At 51.4% G+C, this 18,943-nt stretch carries 16 protein-coding genes and 1 tRNA gene; 7 read left to right on the top strand and 10 right to left on the bottom strand.

Annotation, left to right across the window (positions count from 1 at the left end; genetic code table 11):
• Nucleotides 1-150: 150 nt before the first annotated feature.
• A complete protein-coding gene (smrB, locus tag JQ822_RS12485; RefSeq protein WP_213133724.1) occupies nucleotides 151-702 on the top strand; it encodes an endonuclease SmrB in 552 nt (183 codons plus the stop codon).
• A gap of 74 nt (nucleotides 703-776) precedes the next feature.
• Here the strand turns inward: smrB and sixA are convergent, their stop codons facing one another.
• The 4 genes from sixA to JQ822_RS12465 form a co-directional block, all read right to left on the bottom strand.
• On the bottom strand, nucleotides 777-1,262 hold the full coding sequence (gene sixA, locus JQ822_RS12480; protein ID WP_213133723.1) for a phosphohistidine phosphatase SixA: 486 nt from the start codon (nucleotides 1,260-1,262) through the stop codon (nucleotides 777-779).
• A 208-nt stretch (nucleotides 1,263-1,470) separates the two neighbouring features.
• The gene (gene fadJ, locus JQ822_RS12475; RefSeq protein WP_213133722.1) at nucleotides 1,471-3,618 is read right to left on the bottom strand and encodes a fatty acid oxidation complex subunit alpha FadJ; all 2,148 of its coding nucleotides are present in this window, start codon (nucleotides 3,616-3,618) and stop codon (nucleotides 1,471-1,473) included.
• Nucleotides 3,618-4,928, bottom strand: a complete 1,311-nt coding sequence (gene fadI, locus JQ822_RS12470) for an acetyl-CoA C-acyltransferase FadI (RefSeq protein ID WP_213133721.1) — start codon at nucleotides 4,926-4,928, stop codon at nucleotides 3,618-3,620. The genes fadJ and fadI overlap by 1 nt, the downstream gene beginning before the upstream one ends.
• Before the next feature lie 175 nt (nucleotides 4,929-5,103).
• Nucleotides 5,104-5,388 (bottom strand): YfcZ/YiiS family protein, encoded by a 285-nt coding sequence (locus tag JQ822_RS12465; RefSeq protein WP_135321081.1) that lies wholly within the window; start codon nucleotides 5,386-5,388, stop codon nucleotides 5,104-5,106.
• Nucleotides 5,389-5,759: 371 nt separating this feature from the next.
• Here JQ822_RS12465 and fadL point away from each other — a divergent pair, with 371 nt between their 5' ends.
• A complete protein-coding gene (gene fadL, locus JQ822_RS12460) occupies nucleotides 5,760-7,040 on the top strand; it encodes a long-chain fatty acid transporter FadL (RefSeq protein ID WP_213133720.1) in 1,281 nt (426 codons plus the stop codon).
• 60 nt (nucleotides 7,041-7,100) lie between these two features.
• On the opposite strand, the gene mlaA is transcribed toward fadL, so the two are convergent.
• Nucleotides 7,101-7,856, bottom strand: coding sequence for a phospholipid-binding lipoprotein MlaA (mlaA, locus tag JQ822_RS12455; RefSeq protein ID WP_213133719.1), 756 nt, complete (start codon nucleotides 7,854-7,856; stop codon nucleotides 7,101-7,103).
• Between the two features lie 288 nt (nucleotides 7,857-8,144).
• Here mlaA and JQ822_RS12450 point away from each other — a divergent pair, with 288 nt between their 5' ends.
• The 3 genes from JQ822_RS12450 to JQ822_RS12440 all read left to right on the top strand — a co-directional run bounded on the left by JQ822_RS12450 (nucleotide 8,145) and on the right by JQ822_RS12440 (nucleotide 9,884).
• A complete protein-coding gene (locus tag JQ822_RS12450; protein ID WP_213133718.1) occupies nucleotides 8,145-9,092 on the top strand; it encodes a formate/nitrite transporter family protein in 948 nt (315 codons plus the stop codon).
• Nucleotides 9,093-9,160: 68 nt separating this feature from the next.
• Nucleotides 9,161-9,235, top strand: a tRNA-Arg gene (locus JQ822_RS12445).
• A 109-nt stretch (nucleotides 9,236-9,344) separates the two neighbouring features.
• Nucleotides 9,345-9,884, top strand: a complete 540-nt coding sequence (locus JQ822_RS12440) for a DUF2058 domain-containing protein (RefSeq protein ID WP_213133717.1) — start codon at nucleotides 9,345-9,347, stop codon at nucleotides 9,882-9,884.
• Between the two features lie 123 nt (nucleotides 9,885-10,007).
• On the opposite strand, the gene pgtA is transcribed toward JQ822_RS12440, so the two are convergent.
• From pgtA to pgtC, 3 genes are read right to left on the bottom strand one after another with little or no spacing between them, the layout of a single operon-like run.
• Complete coding sequence (pgtA, locus tag JQ822_RS12435; RefSeq protein WP_213134075.1) at nucleotides 10,008-11,255, bottom strand: two-component system response regulator PgtA; 1,248 nt, start codon at nucleotides 11,253-11,255, stop codon at nucleotides 10,008-10,010.
• Nucleotides 11,245-13,254 carry a two-component system sensor histidine kinase PgtB gene (pgtB, locus tag JQ822_RS12430; protein WP_213133716.1) on the bottom strand — a complete coding sequence of 670 codons (2,010 nt, stop codon included), beginning with the start codon at nucleotides 13,252-13,254 and terminating at the stop codon, nucleotides 11,245-11,247. The genes pgtA and pgtB overlap by 11 nt, the downstream gene beginning before the upstream one ends.
• Nucleotides 13,251-14,405, bottom strand: a complete 1,155-nt coding sequence (gene pgtC, locus JQ822_RS12425) for a phosphoglycerate transport regulator PgtC (protein ID WP_213133715.1) — start codon at nucleotides 14,403-14,405, stop codon at nucleotides 13,251-13,253. Before pgtC ends, pgtB begins: the two co-directional genes overlap by 4 nt.
• Nucleotides 14,406-14,865: 460 nt before the next feature.
• Here pgtC and pgtP point away from each other — a divergent pair, with 460 nt between their 5' ends.
• Entirely contained in the window at nucleotides 14,866-16,257 is a 1,392-nt protein-coding gene (gene pgtP, locus JQ822_RS12420) for a phosphoglycerate transporter PgtP (RefSeq protein ID WP_213133714.1), read from the top strand.
• A 112-nt stretch (nucleotides 16,258-16,369) separates the two neighbouring features.
• Here the strand turns inward: pgtP and JQ822_RS12415 are convergent, their stop codons facing one another.
• A complete protein-coding gene (locus JQ822_RS12415; protein WP_213133713.1) occupies nucleotides 16,370-16,612 on the bottom strand; it encodes a YfdY family protein in 243 nt (80 codons plus the stop codon).
• A 422-nt stretch (nucleotides 16,613-17,034) separates the two neighbouring features.
• On the opposite strand from JQ822_RS12415, the gene lpxP reads away from it, so the two are divergent.
• Nucleotides 17,035-17,955, top strand: coding sequence for a kdo(2)-lipid IV(A) palmitoleoyltransferase (gene lpxP / locus JQ822_RS12410; protein WP_213133712.1), 921 nt, complete (start codon nucleotides 17,035-17,037; stop codon nucleotides 17,953-17,955).
• 41 nt (nucleotides 17,956-17,996) lie between these two features.
• On the opposite strand, the gene JQ822_RS12405 is transcribed toward lpxP, so the two are convergent.
• Nucleotides 17,997-18,611: a lysozyme inhibitor LprI family protein gene (locus JQ822_RS12405; protein WP_213133711.1), complete on the bottom strand. Its 615-nt coding sequence runs from the start codon at nucleotides 18,609-18,611 to the stop codon at nucleotides 17,997-17,999.
• Nucleotides 18,612-18,943 lie beyond the last annotated feature (332 nt).

Here is an 18,943-nt window from a genome sequence, read left to right as displayed (position 1 = left end):
TGCTCGTATTAAATTCGGCGGCTAGTTTGCCACGAAGACGGCGATAAATCAGCATTCACGCGGAGCCTGAGCGCGAAAATTGCGTTTTAAGCGATCGGATGCCTGCCGAGTCGGGTTAAACTAACGGAAAATAAAAGATGAGACGCTCAAATGAAAAAGAAAACATCGCTCAGCGAGGAGGATCAGACGCTGTTTCGCCAGTTGATGACCGGCACTCGTCAAATTAAGCAGGACACTATTGTCCATCGGACACCGCGTAAAAAAATCACCGAGGTGCCGGTCAAAAGGCTGTTGCAGGAACAGGCTGATGCCAGCCACTACTTCTCTGATGAATTTCAGCCGTTGCTGAATACGGAAGGCCCGGTAAGATATCTGCGCGCCGACGTCAGCCACTTTGAACTGAAGAAAATGCGCCGTGGCGACTACTCCCCAGAACTGTTTCTTGATTTACACGGACTGACGCAACAGCAGGCTAAACAGGAACTTGGCGCGCTGATTGCCGCCTGTCGTCGTGAACACGTTTTCTGCGCCTGCGTCATGCATGGCCACGGAAAACATGTTCTGAAACAGCAAACGCCGCTTTGGCTGGCACAACACCCACACGTGATGGCTTTTCATCAGGCGCCTAAAGAGTATGGCGGCGACGCCGCGCTGCTGGTGCTGATTGAAGTGGAAGAGTGGCTGCCGCCAGAACTTCCCTGAGAAAGAAAAACAGAAAGAGCCGCAGTTGCGGCTCTTTGATTTTCCGGATAGCGGCTTAGCCTTATCCGGCCTGATTAAATCGCTTTTGCCATTTTCAGGTTACACGGGCTCATCTGCCAGTTGAAAACGCCTTTTCCACTCTCATCAAGCGTTACGCTGGCAATCGCAGATGTGGTAAACATCGGCGGCGTTTCACCAGGGCAAAGCTCTGACACGAGATATCCCACCAAAGGCAAGTGAGAAATGACCAGCGCCGTGGCGACACCTTCATTGGCCAGAGCCTGTAAATAGGCGTTGACCAGACCAACATCGCCGCAGGGAGTCAGCTCCGGCAAAACATCCACACCGGCTGGTAGGTTCATACACTCCCCAACCACATCCAGCGTTTGTTCGGCTCGCAGGAACGGGCTCACCAGAACACGTTCGATATCCACTTTTTGACCTTTCAGCCAGTTCGCCATCAGGCGAGATTCATCACAACCACAGGAGGTTAAGGGACGAACCGAATCACTGGCGGCATCGAGGGCCGCGTCGCCGTGACGCATGATAAAAACTTGCATATTGCACCGCTTTTGTTAACCAGAAACACCAACATCTTTAGCCAAAGCCCCTATTGGCGATGGTAAATTTGTGGTGGCCGGCATTGTGCCTTATCCATTCACCGAATGAAACGCTGTTTTTTACCTTAATGGCGTAAGTATAGTCAATCTCTGTTTACATTTTGAGCGTAAGTCATACATTCGGTGCGGATTCATCTTACCTTTGACCTCATGAATTCAGGTCAGTTTCCCCGTACGTCCAGAAACTTTCACCGCGTTCCGCCATCAGCAACAATTGTTCACACGGTGTAAACCGGGAACCATATTGCGTGGTCAGTCGTTGCAGAACCGCAACCACTTCACCCGCACCGAGAGAGTCCATATACCGGAACGGGCCGCCGAGGAATGGCGGAAAACCAATACCAAATACCGCGCCGATGTCGCCATCGCGCGCGCTGCGGATAATTTGCTCATCAAAACAGCGTGCCGCTTCGTTAAGCATTAACATGACGCACCGCTCTGCGATCTGCGCCCCCGTAAGTCGGCCCTGCCCCTGAGCGCCAATAAGCGTATAAATTGCAGGGTCGACCTGTTTTTTGCTTTTACGCCCTTTCGCACCATAAAGATAGAAACCCCGACCATTTTTTCTACCTTTGCGATCGTCATTCAAAATTGAAGCAACAACATTTGCAGGCGCGCTAAAACGTTCACCATAAGCCGCTTCCAGTACAGGTATAATTTTAGTGCCCGTGTCAATTCCGACCTCATCCAAAAGTTGGATTGGCCCTACCGGAAAACCAAACTTTACCAGCGCGGCATCAATCTGCTCGACGCGTTCGCCTTCGGTCAGTAAGCGGATGGCTTCGTTGATGTACGGGGCAAGAATGCGATTCACATAGAACCCAGCTTTATCCCGCACCACAATCGGCGTTTTCCCCTGTTTTTTCGCCAGCTTAACGGTTGTGGCAATCGTCTGCTCAGACGTTGCAGCATGCGGGATAACTTCTACCAGCGGCATCTTTTCCACTGGGCTAAAAAAGTGCAAACCAATGACCTGCTCAGGCCGTGCTGCGTTAGCCGCAATATCGCCAATTGGTAAAGATGAAGTGTTAGAGGCAAAAATAGTATGAGCGGCGCAATTGTGCTCAACATCTGCCACCATCTGTTGTTTTAACGCCAGATCTTCAAACACCGCCTCAATAACCAGATCACGATGTGCAAAACCGCGAAAATCGGTGGTGCCTGAAATCAGCGCCAGCTGTTTATCACGTTCACCGGCTTTAAGATGGCGGCGGCGAACTTTGGTTTCAAGCTGATCCCAACTGTACTTCAACGCGTGATTGATTCCCTTCGTATTAATATCTTTGATACGTACCGGCAAGCCGCCTTTACAGGCCGTCACGTAGGCAATACCACCACCCATCAGGCCACCGCCCAGGACGCCTATGCTGTTTAGCGGACCGGGTTGCGCCTCGCTACCGGGATCTTTTTTCACGTCGGTGTTGGCAAAAAAAATGTTACGCAGGGCCTGAGACTGCGACGTCATCGCCAGTTCGCCAAACGCGCGAGCTTCTGCGTCATAGCCGCTGCTGCTGCCCTGTGCCAGACCGGTTTCAATCACCTCAAGGATGCGGTTCGTTGCAGGGTAATTGCCCTGCGTTTTTTGTGCCGTCTTTTTACTGACCATACGAAACAGCATCGCCCGGCCCAACGGTCCGGCCAGAATACGTTCTCGCACGGGCAAACTGCGGTTTACCGAACTCTCCTTTTTCGCCAGTTCCACCGCCGCTTCCAGCAAAATGGTCTGCGGCACCACTTCGTCCACCAGCCCCACTTTCAGCGCTTGTTTGGCTCGTAATTGTTTACCGGTCAGGATCATGTCCAGCGCGGTACTGACGCCAATCAGACGTGGTAATCGCTGCGTGCCGCCGGAGCCGGGCAACAGACCAAGCTGTACTTCCGGAAGACCCAATACGGTTTTGACGTCATCGGTGCAAATGCGGTTATGGCACGCCAGCGCCATCTCCAGACCACCGCCCAGGCAGGCACCGTGAATAGCCGCGATAACCGGGATCGGCAACGCATTAATTTCCGCCATTATCTGCTGCCCCTGACGAGCCAGGGTTTCGGCTTCCTGCGCACTGCGGCAGTTGCCGATCATGTTAATATCCGCCCCGGCGATAAAATTATCCGGCTTCGCCGAAATAAACACCACGCCGCGCAGATCTTTGTTGTCGCGAATTTGTTTCAGAATAGCCCGCACCTGAGAAGCAAACTCCGCTTTCAGGGTATTCATTTTCTCTCCGGGTACGTCAATGGAAACGACCGCCACGTTATCCAGACGCACATGCAGCGTAAAAGCCGATGTCATTTCCATTATTCCGCCTCCAGAACCATTGCCGCACCCAGGCCACCCGCCGCACACGCGGTGACCAGACCAAATCCACCGCCGCGACGTCGTAGTTCATGAAGCGTTTGGGTGATCATCCGCGCACCGGTCGCAGCGAACGGGTGTCCATAGGCAATCGAACCGCCCAGTACGTTAAATTTGCTGTCATCCACTTCGCCAGTGGCATGTGCCCTACCCAGTACGTCACGGGCAAAACGTTCGCTGCCAAGCAGTTGAACATTCGCCAGCGTCTGTGCGGCAAAGGCTTCGTGCATATCAATAAGCGTGAGATCGGCCATGGTCAGACCTGCGCGCTCAAGAGCCAGCGGCGTCGACCACGCCGGCCCCAGCAGCATATCCTGCCAGACGTCGATGGCGGTAAACGCAAAACTGCGCAGATAGCCCAGCGGCACCAGTCCCAACTCCTTTGCACGGGACTCCGTCATCAAAATTACCGCGGCGGCACCGTCGGTCAACGGGGTACTGTTCGCCGCGGTGACGGTGCCGTGTTTTCTGTCAAACGCCGGGCGCAGTTTGGCGTAATCCGCCAACGTAGAGTTACCGCGAATATTGTTATCTTCTGAAAAAGGATCTTTGAACGGCGGCGCATAGGTGGTCATCACCTCATCGGCCAGCTTGCCTTCTACCCACGCCTGAGCGGCACGCTGATGCGAACGGTGCGCCAGCGCATCCTGTTGCTCACGCGTGATGCCGTAAGTTTTCGCCATTTGCTCCGCCGTGTCTCCCATGCGCAGACCGGTGGAATACTCAGCAACTGCAGGCGGAACCGGCATCAAATCGCGCAAACGCAGTCGGGAAAATAGCTTCAGCCGCTGGCCGGTGGAGCGGGCTTTATTCACGTCTACCAACACCCGCGCCAGCTTTTTGCTGACGCCAATCGGCAACACAGATGAGGAATCCGCCCCGCCGGCAATGCCCGCACGGATGGTTCCCGCCATCAGGCTTTCCGCGACATTCGCCACTGCCTGAAAGCTGGTGGCGCAGGCTCTGCTCACGCTGAAGGCATCGGTATGCACGTTCATCCCGGTGCCCAGCACGATTTCCCGGGCAATGTTTGGCGCTTCCGGCATCTGCACGACCTGACCAAACACCAGTTGTTCAATGACGTCGGCAGGAATTTCACTGCGTGCCAGCAGTTCGCCGACAACCATTTTTCCCAAATCAACGGCGGGAATGCCATGAAACGCGGTCGCCTGACGGGCAAATGGCGTACGCAGTCCGCTCACAATGGCGATGCGATCGCCCTGACGGGTAACCAGCGGTAAAGCCTGACTCATAACACTCCCCTGTAAAAAATAAAATAAGTGGTCTGACCTGATCACAGTCTTAACCAATTTTTTACATTTAGCCAAGCGGAGAGAAAAGAAAGTGGGAGCTATGACACAGTGAATAATCACTGCTTGTTACGAAAATGCCCTTGTCCGAAGGTGACAAGGGCATTGAAAGAAGGGATTAACGCAGACCCAGCTGGAAGATCAGGGTTTCGGCTTCGCAAGCGAAAACAAAATCGATATCCAGACGAACGCCCTCAGCCTCTTCAGTAAAGGTCGAGGTGATTTGGCAAGGTTCAGATTCTACGCCACGCGCCTTCTCGGTCAGAGCGGCCAGCGTTTCTTCTGCCTGTGCGCGAGTCGCGAACACACGGCTGTATGACGCGGTGCAATCGGTGTTGTCCATGATGGTACCAACATCCATACAGCAGCAAACCGGGGTTTCATCAGCACTGCATTTACTCATTGTAGATTTCCTCTGTATTCGCACCTGAGGTGCCAGATAAACGTTAGAGATATTTTACGCTCCCATTATTCTCCTCTCCAGTCGTTAATTGTGCGAAATGAGATAAGCGACCGAAATCACACTTAAAAATGATCCAAAACAAAAATCGCCCAAACAGGTGAGTGCGCATCACCGCAATTTTGCCAGCTGGATCGCGTTTTTAAGATCATATTTGAAAAAACTTATAAACATACTTGCAACATTCTATCTGGTCAGACCTATACTCTCGCCACTGGTCTGATTTCTATGTGGTACCTCAGACCCTACACTTCGCGCTCCTGTTACGGTATGTAACATTGTTTGTATAAAAATAAATCAATGAGGTTATGGTCATGAGCCAGAAAACCCTGTTTACAAAGTCTGCTCTCGCAGTCGCAGTGGCAATTATCTCCACACAGGCCTGGTCTGCAGGCTTTCAGTTAAACGAATTTTCTTCCTCTGGCCTTGGCCGGGCATATTCGGGTGAAGGCGCAATTGCAGACGACGCAGGTAACGCGAGTCGTAACCCGGCACTGATCATGATGTTCGATCGCCCTACTTTCTCGGCAGGTGCGGTGTATATCGATCCAGACGTTAATATCTCCGGTAAATCGCCATTCACTGGGCGCAGCACCGACGCGGACAATATCGCCCCAACGGCATGGGTGCCGAATGCTCACTTTGTGATGCCTATCAACGAGCAGTTTGGTTGGGGGGCGTCCGTCACCTCTAACTATGGCCTGGCAACCGAATTTAACGACAGCTACATTGTCGGCGAATACGGCGGCAAGACCGACCTTAAAACGGTTAACCTTAACCTCAGCGGGGCCTACCGTCTGAATGATAGCTGGAGCTTCGGTCTCGGTTTTAACGCCGTGTATGCCGACGCCAAAATTGAACGTTATTCCGGCGAACAGACAGCTGCATTGCCGAAAGTCAGCCAGAAAATTGCCAGCCTGAAAGGTGACGAATGGGGTTACGGCTGGAACGCCGGTATTTTGTACGAGCTGGATAAAAATAACCGCTACGGTTTAACGTATCGTTCCGAAGTCAAAATCGACTTTGATGGCGATTACAAGAGCGGCATCCGCACCCAGGCAAACGCGTTACCTGGCGCAGGCACGGCGTTCCCTTGGGGAACAACCAATGCCACCGTCCCGGGCTCTCTGACGCTTAACCTGCCGGAAATGTGGGAACTGTCGGGTTACAACCGCATCGCGCCACAGTGGGCTATTCACTACAGCATGGCTTACACCAGTTGGAGTCAGTTCCAGGAGTTGAAAGCAACCGGCACCAACGGACAGACGCTGTTCTATAAAGAAGAAGGCTTCAAAGATTCTTACCGCATCGCGCTGGGTACCACTTACTACATGGATAAAAGCTGGACCTTCCGTACTGGTATCGCCTATGACGATAGTCCTGTTCCAGCAAGCAAGCGTTCCATCTCCATTCCAGACCAGGATCGTCTGTGGCTGAGCGCAGGTACCACCTACGCGTTCAATGAAGATGCGTCTATCGACATCGGTGCTTCTTATATGCACGGCCAGAAAGTGACCGTCAAAGAAGGTCCATATACGTTCGAATCTGAAGGTAAAGCCTGGCTGTTCGGTACCAACTTTAACTACGCGTTCTGATTTTCTTCAGACGTAAAAAAGGTGAGCTTTTTAGCTCACCTTTTTATTTGCGCCAATTCCTTACTCGGAATCAATATCTTTTAAATCATCCTGAATAGCTTGCGCGTTCGGGTTTTCTTCTGGTTTGAGTTTCCCGCCGTTCGCGATGAAATCATGACGCTGGAAGTAGGCTTCACGCACCAGGATGTAAGGATCTGAAGATTGACGCAGCAGACCGTCGGAGTCGAGCAGCTGTGCACGGGTTTCAATTCCTTCAATCGTCCATTTACCGACCGACAACGGCCAGGTCAGCCACGATAGCACCGGATACAGCGTATCCACCATATCACCACCGTCATCACGTACCGTGAAGCTACCGTAGAACGGAAGCTGCATATACGGCCCATAACCCACATCATAGTGGCCTAACGTACTGCCGAAACGATGTGGCTCAACGCGCTGCAGTTTTGGATTAGCCATGCCCGCAACATCGATAAAGCCCCCCATACCTAACAAGGTGTTCAGGAAGAAACGGGTAAAATGCACCATGCCCTGATAAGGATCGCCCTGCAGGAAATAGTTAACCATGACGGCTGGTTCTTCGAGGTTGCCAGTAAAGTTGCTCAAACCGTTTCGGGCCGGCTGCGGAACATAATCACGCCAGGCTACAGCCACCGGTCGAACAATATACGGATCCAACACATTAAAGTTGAAGTTGTACATGGTGCGGTTGAACCCTTCAAACGGATCCGAGCGCCCCTGCTGTTCTGTACCGGAGCTCGCACACCCCACCAAAAGTGTGGTTCCCAGCGCAAGCGCCGACAGGCGAAGCTTCATAAGTGTCTCCCTGTGTTTTATGGCTATCGCTGATTGCCATCCGTGACGGAACGATAAGGTATCCGCCAGTTTAGATGTGAGCGATTGTAACAGCACGTCAAACGATGTCTATATACCCTAACTTACTGATTTGATCATAGCCTGGTAAGGTTGACCTCGCGGTCTTTCTATTTTACCGAATCCGATAAATACAAACGTTACCATTTTTGCGATTTCAGAGTTTCTCCTGCCAGTTTCTGGATAAAAACCGCTACGCTTTAGCAATACGTGCTTATTCGGGACTCTGAGATGAATGACATCGAAAAAGAAAAAATTGATCAACACAGCGACGAACTCGAAGTTGAAAGCGAAGAAAAGCTGCAGGGTAAGAAAATAGAGCTCGACGAAGACCGGCTCCCTTCCCGCGCAATGGCGATCCATGAACATATCCGCCAGGACGGGGAAAAAGAGATGGAACGCGACGCGATGGCGCTGCTGTGGTCAGCGATTGCCGCCGGGCTGTCGATGGGGGCCTCTTTGCTGGCAAAAGGCATTTTTCACGTACAGCTTGAGGGCGTCCCTGGCGGATTTTTACTGGAAAACCTCGGCTATACCTTCGGGTTTATCATCGTCATCATGGCCCGCCAGCAGCTGTTTACCGAAAACACCGTGACCGCCGTACTGCCGGTCATGCAAAACCCAACCCTCGGGAATTTTGGTTTGCTGATGCGTCTGTGGAGTGTGGTCTTGCTGGGTAATATTATCGGCACCGGTATTGCGGCATGGGCGTTTGAATATATGCCTATTTTTGATGAAGAGACCCGCGACGCCTTTGTTAAAATTGGTATGGACGTCATGAAAAACAGTCCTGCGGAGATGTTTGCCAACGCGATTATTTCCGGCTGGCTGATCGCCACCATGGTGTGGATGTTTCCCGCAGCAGGTGCGGCAAAAATTGTCGTTATTGTCCTGATGACCTGGCTTATTGCGCTAGGTGATACCACCCACATCGTCGTCGGCTCGGTTGAAATTCTCTATCTGGTTTTTAACGGCACGCTGCACTGGAGCGACTTCTTCTGGCCCTTCGCACTTCCGACGCTTGCCGGGAATATCTGCGGCGGGACGTTTATCTTCGCGTTGATGAGCCACGCGCAGATCCGTAATGACATGAGCAATAAGCGCAAGGAAGAAGCCCGGTTACAGGCTGAGCGAGAACAGCGAATGCAGAAACCTAAGAAAAACAGTCCTGAATGGTGACTGTTTGAGCAGTCAGGCGGACACAGTCTTACCGTTGCTTGGAAAAAACGCTATACTCGTGCCGCTTCGTCCCCTTAGTTAAATGGATATAACGAGCCCCTCCTAAGGGCTAGTTGCAGGTTCGATTCCTGCAGGGGACACCATAGCCTTCCATTTTATCCCCCGACGCTTTGCAACTCCCCGCAATCTGGCATCCTCCTGGACGTTAAGGGTATAATCCTGAGAACTCTTTTACTGGATTTAGAAACGAACATGACAAAACTCACCCTACAAGAGCAGATGCTTAAAGCTGGCTTAGTCACCAGTAAAAAAATGGCGAAAGTGCAGCGAACAGCGAAAAAATCGCGCGTTCAGGCTCGCGAAGCCCGGGAAGCGGTAGAAGAAAATAAAAAAGCGCAGGTTGAGCGTGACAAGCAGCTCAGCGAGCAGCAGAAGCAAGCTGCGTTGTCTAAAGAGTATAGAGCGCAGATCAAGCAACTTATTGAAATGAACAAAATCACCATTAGCCGTGGCGATATTGGCTACAACTTTACTGACAATAATCTGATTAAAAAAATCTACGTTGATAAGGTGACTCAGTCTCAGTTGATCAAGGGCCGTCTGGCCATCGCTCGTCTGACCGCTGAAAGCGACAGCGATAGCGAATACGCCATAATTCCGGCGGTCGTCGCCGATAAGATTGCCCAGCGTGACGCGAGCTATATTGTCTTAAATTGCGAACTGAGTCAGGAAGATAAGGACGAAGACGATCCGTATGCTGACTTTGTCGTACCAGATGATTTGATGTGGTAAGCAATGATGTGGTAAGCAATATAGCCAGATGGGTATCTGGCTATATTTCGAGTATTTCGGTGAGCGCCAAACGATCGCCGAAATACTGCAGGCGTTGCATAAAATACTCGCAGACCAAATTCTTTAAAACTTATAGTGTTCTTTACTTAGCCCGTATTTTCTCATCCTCAGATACAGCTTCTTACGCGGGATTTGCAGATACTCTGCCACCTCATTAATCCTCCCCTGATGGATATTCAGCGCTTCAGTAATAATCTGCCGCTCATACTCTTCTACTCGACGGTCTAGCGGGGTCGGCTCAGGCATATGCATTTGCGGGTTGGCGGTTTCGGTCAGTGGGAGTAACCCGACGGCAAAAAGCTCTGCGGCATTCGCCAGTTCCCGCACATTGCTCAACCATACGCGACGGCGCATGCCTTTCAGCAACTCTCCGTCGACCTCGGGTACAGGATGGTTTAACCGCAGACAGGCTTTGTGCAGATAGTGATGGAATAAAGGCTCGATGTCGTCCGGACGCAGAGACAACGGCTGGCAAGCGATTTGCGTCATGGCGAAGCAATAATAGAGTTCCGCCACAATCTGGTTGGTTGCCGCCAGCTCCACCAATGACGTCTCCCCGATCCCAATTAAACGAAAAGGACGCCGCTCCTGACTTTGTAACTGTACCAAATGGTGCTGCTGCTCGCGCGTCAGACACTCAATATGGCTCAATACCAGCATTCCTCCCTGCGCCTGAGCAATAAGCGCATTGAGCTGAACCGCATTTTCGCATGTCAGGTCTGCTCGTATAAACGGCCCGTTAGCGCTGCGCCCGAGTTGATGCAGATACCGCGCACCCGTCATGCGCCCTGTTCCGGGTTCACCATAAAACCAGACAGCAATATCCGTTTCAGCCAACTGCTGTAACCGCTGGCGGAATTGCTTTGCCCAGTCACTGTAGCCGACCAGTTCAACTTGTAACTTCTGCTGGCAGTATTGGCGGCGCGCAATCACGGACTGCCTCTGGCGCAAAGCATCTTCGACCTGTGCTAACAATTTGCCGGGGTCGACCGGCTTTTGCAGAAAATCCCATGCGCCTTTCTTCACTGCATCCACCGCCATAGGTACATCGCCGTGCCCAGTGATCAGCAAAATTGGCAGCTGATTATCATCCTGATGAAACAGGGTCATCAGATCGATCCCTGAGCAACCCGGCATGCACACATCGCTTAATACGATCCCTGGCCAGTCGGCCGGCATCAGGTTTCTGGCGTCAAAAGGATTGTTACAGGCCTGGACGCGATACCCCGCCTGCTCCAGCAACAAAGTGTAAGCATCGAGTACATCGGCATCGTCATCAATCAGCAGAACAGAACATTCATCACTCAACATCATTTACATCCGTCAGGTTGAATTGCAGGACTACGCAGGCATTGCGCCCCAGCGTTGACGCCAGGCGTAGCTCGCCGTTCATCTGCGTCATCAGCGATACACAAATCGACAAACCAATACCAAGGCCAACATCTTTGCTGGTAGTGAACGGCTTTAATAGCGACGGTAACAGCGCTGGCGGCCAGCCGGGGCCATTGTCGCTGACCAATACGCACAGGGTTCTGCCCTGAGCTCGCCAGCACACCTCAATCTCAGCCGTAGCCGGACAGGCGTCGAGCGCGTTAGCCAGTACATTAACCAGCACCTGCTGAATTCTCACCTCATCACCGAGAACCCATACTGCCTCTGGCGGGAGCGTCAGCCTGCCCTGCTGTGGCTTATGACGCATCGCCAACAGCTCCCAGGCTGCACTAAAGGTTTGTCGCAAATCAACCGGATGCAACGGCGCACCCGGCTCGGCCCGGCGCGCAAACTGGCGCAGCGAGCGAATGATGGCGTCAATGCGGGTGATCAGCCCTTCCGCTTTGGTTAAGGTGCTTCTCGCCTGCGCCGACTGCCCCTGTTCAATGGCCCTTCCCGCCGTAAACAAGTACATCGACAGCGCGTTCAGCGGCTGGTTTATTTCATGCGCCAGGGTGGTCATGGTCTGACCGACCACCGCCAGTTTCGCCGTCTGAATCAGCTCATCCTGCGTGGCACGGAGATCGGACTCAATCTCCTTACGCTCAGCCACTTCCTGCTCAAGCTGATTTTTTTGCGTATTGAGCTGCCCCAGCGTATGGCGCAGCAAGCCCGCAATTCGCCCTAACTCATCACGACCATACACCGGGATCGTCGCATCGGTTCTGCCGAGACCAATCTGTACCACGGCCTGGTTGAGCGCGGTAAAACGCTTCACCAGCCGTGAGCGGATAAAGTAGTGGTTGAGTGCCCAGGCAAGAAGCAGCGCCAGCATTGTCGCCAGTAGAATCAGCCCGCCGCTGACGCGAACAATCTGTTCCAGACGCTGATTAAACATCTGCATTTGCTGATGACTGCTGCCCAGTTGCGCCTCGAGCAAAGTACGAAAGCGCCCGAGCGTCGCTTCTCTGGCATGATTAGCATCAACGAGAGCCTTTTGTGCGGCCACGTAATCGCGCATCGTATCGGGCATTTTATTTTTCATCATGCCGATTTCCAGCAGCTCGTCGATAGTTTGCCGTAAGGTGATAGTACTGGGCCAGTCATCGAGGGTACGGATATTTTCATCCGCCGTTGTTTTCAAATTCGCCAGATAGCGAATGTGGGTTTCCACCAGCATGCCGTCATCGCTGCCCGACTTCAGTTCGTTCAGCCTGTCGCGCAGATCATCGACGATTTGATTCTCAATTCTCGCCAGCGTGTAAACCTGCTGCTGTTCGTTTTGCACTTCCCGGGCGCGTTTCAGGTATTGTGCCGCATCGCCATTTTTGGCCTCGATTTGATCCAACAATGTTCCCTGCTGCCAGGTAAAATCCTGCACCAGCGAATTCAGCTCGGTCGTAAAATCATCATGCAGCCAGTCGATGCGCGCGGACAGTTCACTCACTTTTTCACGCACCAGGAACATGTTGTAGAGCACTCTGTCCAGCTCCGTCATCAGAGTGCGGCTGTCCTGCAAAATGACTGCCAGCTGCCGCTGTTCCGCGGGTTGTAATCCCCGACTCAGCGCCTCAATTTTATCCAGATGTTGGATTATCTGGTTACGCAGTTGCAGCCTTACCGTGGTGTTGGGTGCGAGCAGGAACTCGTTGAGCTGATCCACCACCAGGTTAAGATTTCCTTCAATCAGAAAAGCGGAATGAACGCGCGGGAAGTAGTCATCCAGCGAATAGCGGATCTGCGAGCCCTGCTCATGCCAGGAGTACAAGCTCACACAGCTCACGCTTAGCGTTAGCAGCGCGCCCGTCAGGAAGGCCCCCCGCAGGCTGCTGCTGATGCTGAGCTGGCGAAGACGTTGCAGTAGCGCCCCCCCTTTCATTTTAATTCTTCCAGTTTCGAGATAGCCTCGCGCTGATTGTTGAGAAACCACAGCTGCCACTCCATCATCTGCTGCTCGGCAACGCTTTTATTATCGAATTGCGCAAGCCAGGCCTCATCTTCGCTGCTCCTGGCGTCTATCGGGACGCGGGTCAATAACGCTCTGATTTCAGGAAGAGGACGTTTCAGCCGTGCTTCAGCGCTATACAGCGCCCGCCAGGCATCCTTCAACTGCGCAAGACGAAAACTGATGGCGGTATCAAACATCCGCTGCACCAGCTGCTGGCGCTTGAGGATCAAGCGATAATTTAACGGCGACTGATTCATCAGGATGGCCTGCTGAGCGGCGCGCGGGTTATCGGCAGGCAACAGCGTGACCGGGTATTTCCCCGTATTCGCATCGGCAAGGATCCGCTGCCCTTGAGGACTCAACAAATAGCGGATAAAACGACGAGCGTCCCCGGCATGTTGGCTGTTCTTCAACACCGCCACATAGGTTGGTGACACCGCAGACTGTGGAAAATAGTTAAACGCCAGATGCGGGTCGTTGAGCAGCAAATTGGCGTAGTTATCAATCACCGGCCCGGCGACGCCCAGTCCGCTCTTTATTTTGTCGGCGACGCCAAAACTGCGCGAGGAAATCGTCACCAGATTACCGGCACTTGCCAGCAGCGTCGCCCATCCTTGTTCCCACCCTTTTTGCTGTAGCAGCGATTCCACCATCAGATGGTTAGTATCGGAACGCGACGGGCTACTCATCAATAGCGCCCCCTGATATTTTGGGTGCGTTAAATCCCCCCAGTCTGTTGGGGCAGGTAAATGCCGCGCCGCCAGCGCAGAACGGTTAATCAGCAGACCAAAGCCCGATATCGCCACCGCCACGGACGTAGAACGGATGGATTCAGGAACCAGACGCTGGCTCTCCGACAGCGCATTGTCAAACGGTGCCAGCTTCTGATGCTCCTGCAAATGCTGCAACAGCATGGGGGATGAGGTCAAAATCAGATCGACGTTATCCGCGTTCGCCGTATCGAGCAGTTGTTCCAGAGAAGCGCTGGTGCGATTTAGCGTACGAATCATCACCGAGCCAGACTCAGTTTGCCATTGCTGGATAATCCATGCCGTCGCACCTGGAGAAAACGTTGTTGCCATGACTAACTCTTTGCCCTGCGCCAGGCTTGCCGCCGACAGCAACGTAAAACAGAGCGAAAGGATAAAAGTCCGCCCCCGGTCAAAAAGCCTGTTTGTGATCCTGTTCATAAATACCAACATGCTCTAAAAATAATATTGAGACAAAACTTACCCGTTTACCACCACTGAAGGGAAGGATAAGGTGGTTATCAAAATAACCAGGCTGAATGCAAAAACATGGCTAAAGAATACCTTAAAATGCCGATTGAAATTGTTAATACCCGCACACACCGACTAGAAAACCCTGATAAAAATAACAACCACACATTCCTGTTAATTTAAAAGAGTCAAAATTAGCCACCCGTCGCGTAAATTGAGTCAATACTGACACATTTCATCGAGTTGAATTTCATCACCGTCTATTTCACCCTGCCTGACGAAAACTCCTGATATTCACATCAATAAAAATTTAGGTGATGATATGCTATCAATATTTAAGACAGGCCCCTCGGCAAATAAAATTCCGCCGGAGCAAGTCCAGGCGACATATGGTCGGTACCGTATGCAGGCGCTCCTTAGCGTATTTCTCGGTTATCTCGCGTACTATATTGTACGTAATAACTTCACCCTCTCTACGCCGTACCTGAAAGAACACCTGGATCTCAGTGCAACCCAGATTGGTTTGCTCAGCAGCTGCATGCTAATTGCCTACGGGATCAGTAAAGGCATTATGAGCAGCCTGGCTGATAAGGCCAGCCCTAAAGTCTTTATGGCTTGCGGCTTGATCCTGTGCGCCATTGTGAACGTCGGTTTAGGTTTCAGCACCGGATTCTGGATTTTTGCCACACTGGTGGTGTTCAACGGTTTATTCCAGGGGATGGGTGTCGGCCCCTCGTTTATAACCATTGCCAACTGGTTCCCGCGTAAAGAGCGTGGGCGCGTTGGTGCATTCTGGAATATCTCGCACAACGTTGGCGGCGGTATTGTCGCACCGATTGTGGGCACGGCTTTTGCCATTCTGGGTAGCGAACACTGGCAAAGCGCCAGTTATATTGTCCCCGCCTGCATCGCTGTGCTGTTTGCCTTTGTTGTTCTAATGCTGGGTAAAGGTTCGCCGCGAAAAGAAGGTTTACCGCCGCTGGAAGAGATGATGCCGGAAGAAAAAGTCGTGCTCAACGCCCGACATGTCACCCAAGCACCGGAAAATATGAGTGCCTTCCAGATCTTTTGCACCTACGTGCTGCGTAATAAAAACGCCTGGTATGTATCCCTGGTGGACGTGTTTGTCTATATGGTGCGCTTTGGCATGATCAGCTGGTTGCCTATTTATCTGTTAACCGAAAAACACTTCTCGAAAGAAGAAATGAGCGTGGCTTTTCTGTTTTTCGAATGGGCGGCCATTCCTTCCACACTACTCGCAGGCTGGCTCACCGACAAACTGTTTAAGGGGCGCAGAATGCCACTGGCGATGATTTGTATGGCGCTAATCTTCGTCTGCCTGATCGGCTACTGGAAAAGTGAATCCCTGCTGATGGTGACCATATTCGCTGCCATTGTCGGCTGCCTGATTTACGTTCCTCAGTTCCTGGCATCTGTACAGACCATGGAAATCGTCCCCAGCTTTGCCGTCGGTTCAGCCGTAGGGTTACGCGGATTTATGAGCTACATTTTTGGCGCATCGCTGGGAACCAGCCTGTTTGGCGTGATGGTCGACAAAATGGGCTGGCACGGGGGTTTTTATCTGCTGATGGGTGGGATCGTCTGCTGTATCGTGTTCTGCTACTTGTCTCACCGCGGCGCGCTGGAGTTGGAACAACAGCGAAAAGATGCCCAGCAAGAGGAAGCCGCATTACAGCTTGCTGAAGCCCGGTAATCTGTTTTAGGTCGACAAGAAAGTGCCAGCGGTGCTGGCACTTCAGGATGTTCACATTTAATACAAAAAAACACGTAGCACTCATTGTTATTATCGATAATGGCACGTCGATTTAATGCTTACCGTCACCGACCATAAAGCGGATGATCAGCCCACAGATCGGGGCCAGAAAAAGAAATATTCCCGTGACCATTTCGTCACCATGGGTCAACCACATGGTAACGTAGTAAATTAATGCCGCCAGGATAACCATACCGATTAAAGAGCTGATGGATGCCAACGCGCCCAAAACCTGCCAGATATAGCAACTAACGCACAAAATGCTCAATACGAGAAAGGTCCAGAAATAGAGCATAGCGGTACCTCCTGTTTGCTATAAAACTTCACGTAAGTCCTTACACTCCTTGAATTTATAGTCTAAGACAATTCCGATACACAAACAATCCAAGCAACATTTTTGTTACAATAAATTCGTCATTGTCCGCTGACGGGTATTTAACCATCATAAAAACAACAGATTATCTCTCATTTCATTTTTTCTTACCGGCCAAAAACATTTACGCTTCTTGAGTATTTATCTCTGGCTGACATTAATCTCCAGGTGGTACATTATGCGTCCGATCATTCATGTCCCCCCGTGGTTTTATCCTGACTAAGTTTTACACTCTTTACAGGAACCATTGTCTTTCATGGTGGCCTAACGATCAGTATCAGAGTGTAACGTTGTAGACACAGAATCTTCGCGATACATCCTATTCGTATCAACAACAGGTGCTTATGTTCCCCCAATGTAAATTTTCACGCGCGTTTTTGCATCCGCGCTACTGGCTCACATGGTTTGGTGTCGGTGTGCTCTGGTTATTGGTGCAACTCCCCTACCCTGTATTGTGCTTTCTGGGTACGCGTACCGGAACGCTTGCACGCCCATTTTTAAAACGTCGTGAATCTATCGCCCGTAAAAACCTCGAACTGTGCTTCCCGAATCTGTCACAAGAAGAACGAGACAAGCTGATCGAAGAAAACTTTCATTCACTCGGCATGGCGCTGCTTGAAACCGGCATGGCCTGGTTCTGGCCTGACCGCCGGGTGCGTAAGTGGTTTGATGTTGAAGGTCTGGACAACCTGAAGCGTGTGCAGTCGCAAAAGCGTGGCGTGATGGTCGTCGGTGTACATTTTATGTCACTGGAACTGGGGGGCCGTGTTATGGGGCTTTGCCAGCCAATGATGGCGACCTATCGCCCGCATAACAATAAGTTAATGGAGTGGATCCAAACCCGTGGACGGATGCGCTCAAACAAAGCCATGATCGGCAGAAATAACCTGCGCGGCATCGTCGGCGCCCTAAAAAAAGGAGAAGCCGTATGGTTTGCGCCCGATCAGGACTACGGTCGTAAAGGCAGTTCATTTGCCCCTTTTTTCGCCGTCAAAGACGTCGCGACAACCAATGGTACCTACGTGCTGTCACGTCTATCAGGTGCTGCGATGTTGACCGTCACAATGGTGAGAAAAAAGGACAATTCCGGCTACCGTCTGTTTATCACGCCGGAGATGGAAGGTTACCCGGCAGATGAGGGCCTGGCTGCGGCTTATATGAACAAAATTATTGAGAAAGAGATCATGCGCGCACCCGAGCAGTATCTCTGGATCCACCGTCGTTTCAAAACCCGCCCGATGGGTGAAGCCTCGTTATATATCTAAAAAGAAAGGCCTAATGGCCTTTCTTTTTTTCTGCAACCAAATTACTTAACGCCCCATTTACTCTGTAGTTCGCTCATCCGTTGGCTGTATTCCCGGGAAAGACAGGCGGGCTTATCCTGCTCTTTCCAGCACTCGTTGCGACCTTTTATCCAGCCGCGCTGCTCCGCTTTCAGCATCGAGTCATTATTTGATTTAACCAACGCCTGCTTGTAAATGCCATTCAGTTTCAAATCCATTGCGGAAAGTGACGGACTCTGACAAATCATCTCTTCCATGCTTCCCTTGTCGACCGCCGCACAGGAGAAAGACGGACCAGCATTCACCGATTTTGTCACCGGAGCATAGCTCTTCTCATCTTCAGGCAGGCAAATCCCGTGCTTTCGATCCGGCCCAGCCCAGGATACATCCGGATTCCCGTCACCATTGCGGGAAATGGATACGGTATTTTTACCGCTTTTAGCTTCCCAGTAATTTTCATTGAAAGCCTTAATGGTCGCTTTTGTGCCATTAATCCAGACATTACCTTTACCATCACTATTCACACCACCAATACTTGCGCAGCTGAAATTAAACGCCAGCGGCGAAGCCGCCATCGACGTCAGTGGAGTAAGAACGAGCGCTAACATCATTAACCTGGTCATTTTTAACCTTTTCATTATCAAATTCCGGGAAAAATTAACCGTATTAATCTCATGGCGATATGAGAATTCTCTGAGTAACCATTACGTCGCTCAATAGCAATTTATTACCGACAGAAATTAAACTGTCGCCGAATCACGACACTTGTAAGTTATTAAAATTAAATAAAAAAATGCCTCTTGTCTCACCTCATTTTTAGGCGTACATTAGCGCCGTCTGGAGCATTAACGCTCAGAATTCTGAGGTGATGCCGCCAAGCAAACGAGGGATATTCTCTATCTCGTTCACGCTTGCATCAGCTCTCTGTCAGGTAAGCATATGTTCATTTAGGCGTACTCAAAGTACGCGG

The sequence above is a fragment of the Citrobacter sp. FP75 genome, assembly GCF_018342065.1.
GTDB lineage: Bacteria > Pseudomonadota > Gammaproteobacteria > Enterobacterales > Enterobacteriaceae > Citrobacter.
This window is presented reverse-complemented; position numbering and strand designations above follow the sequence as displayed.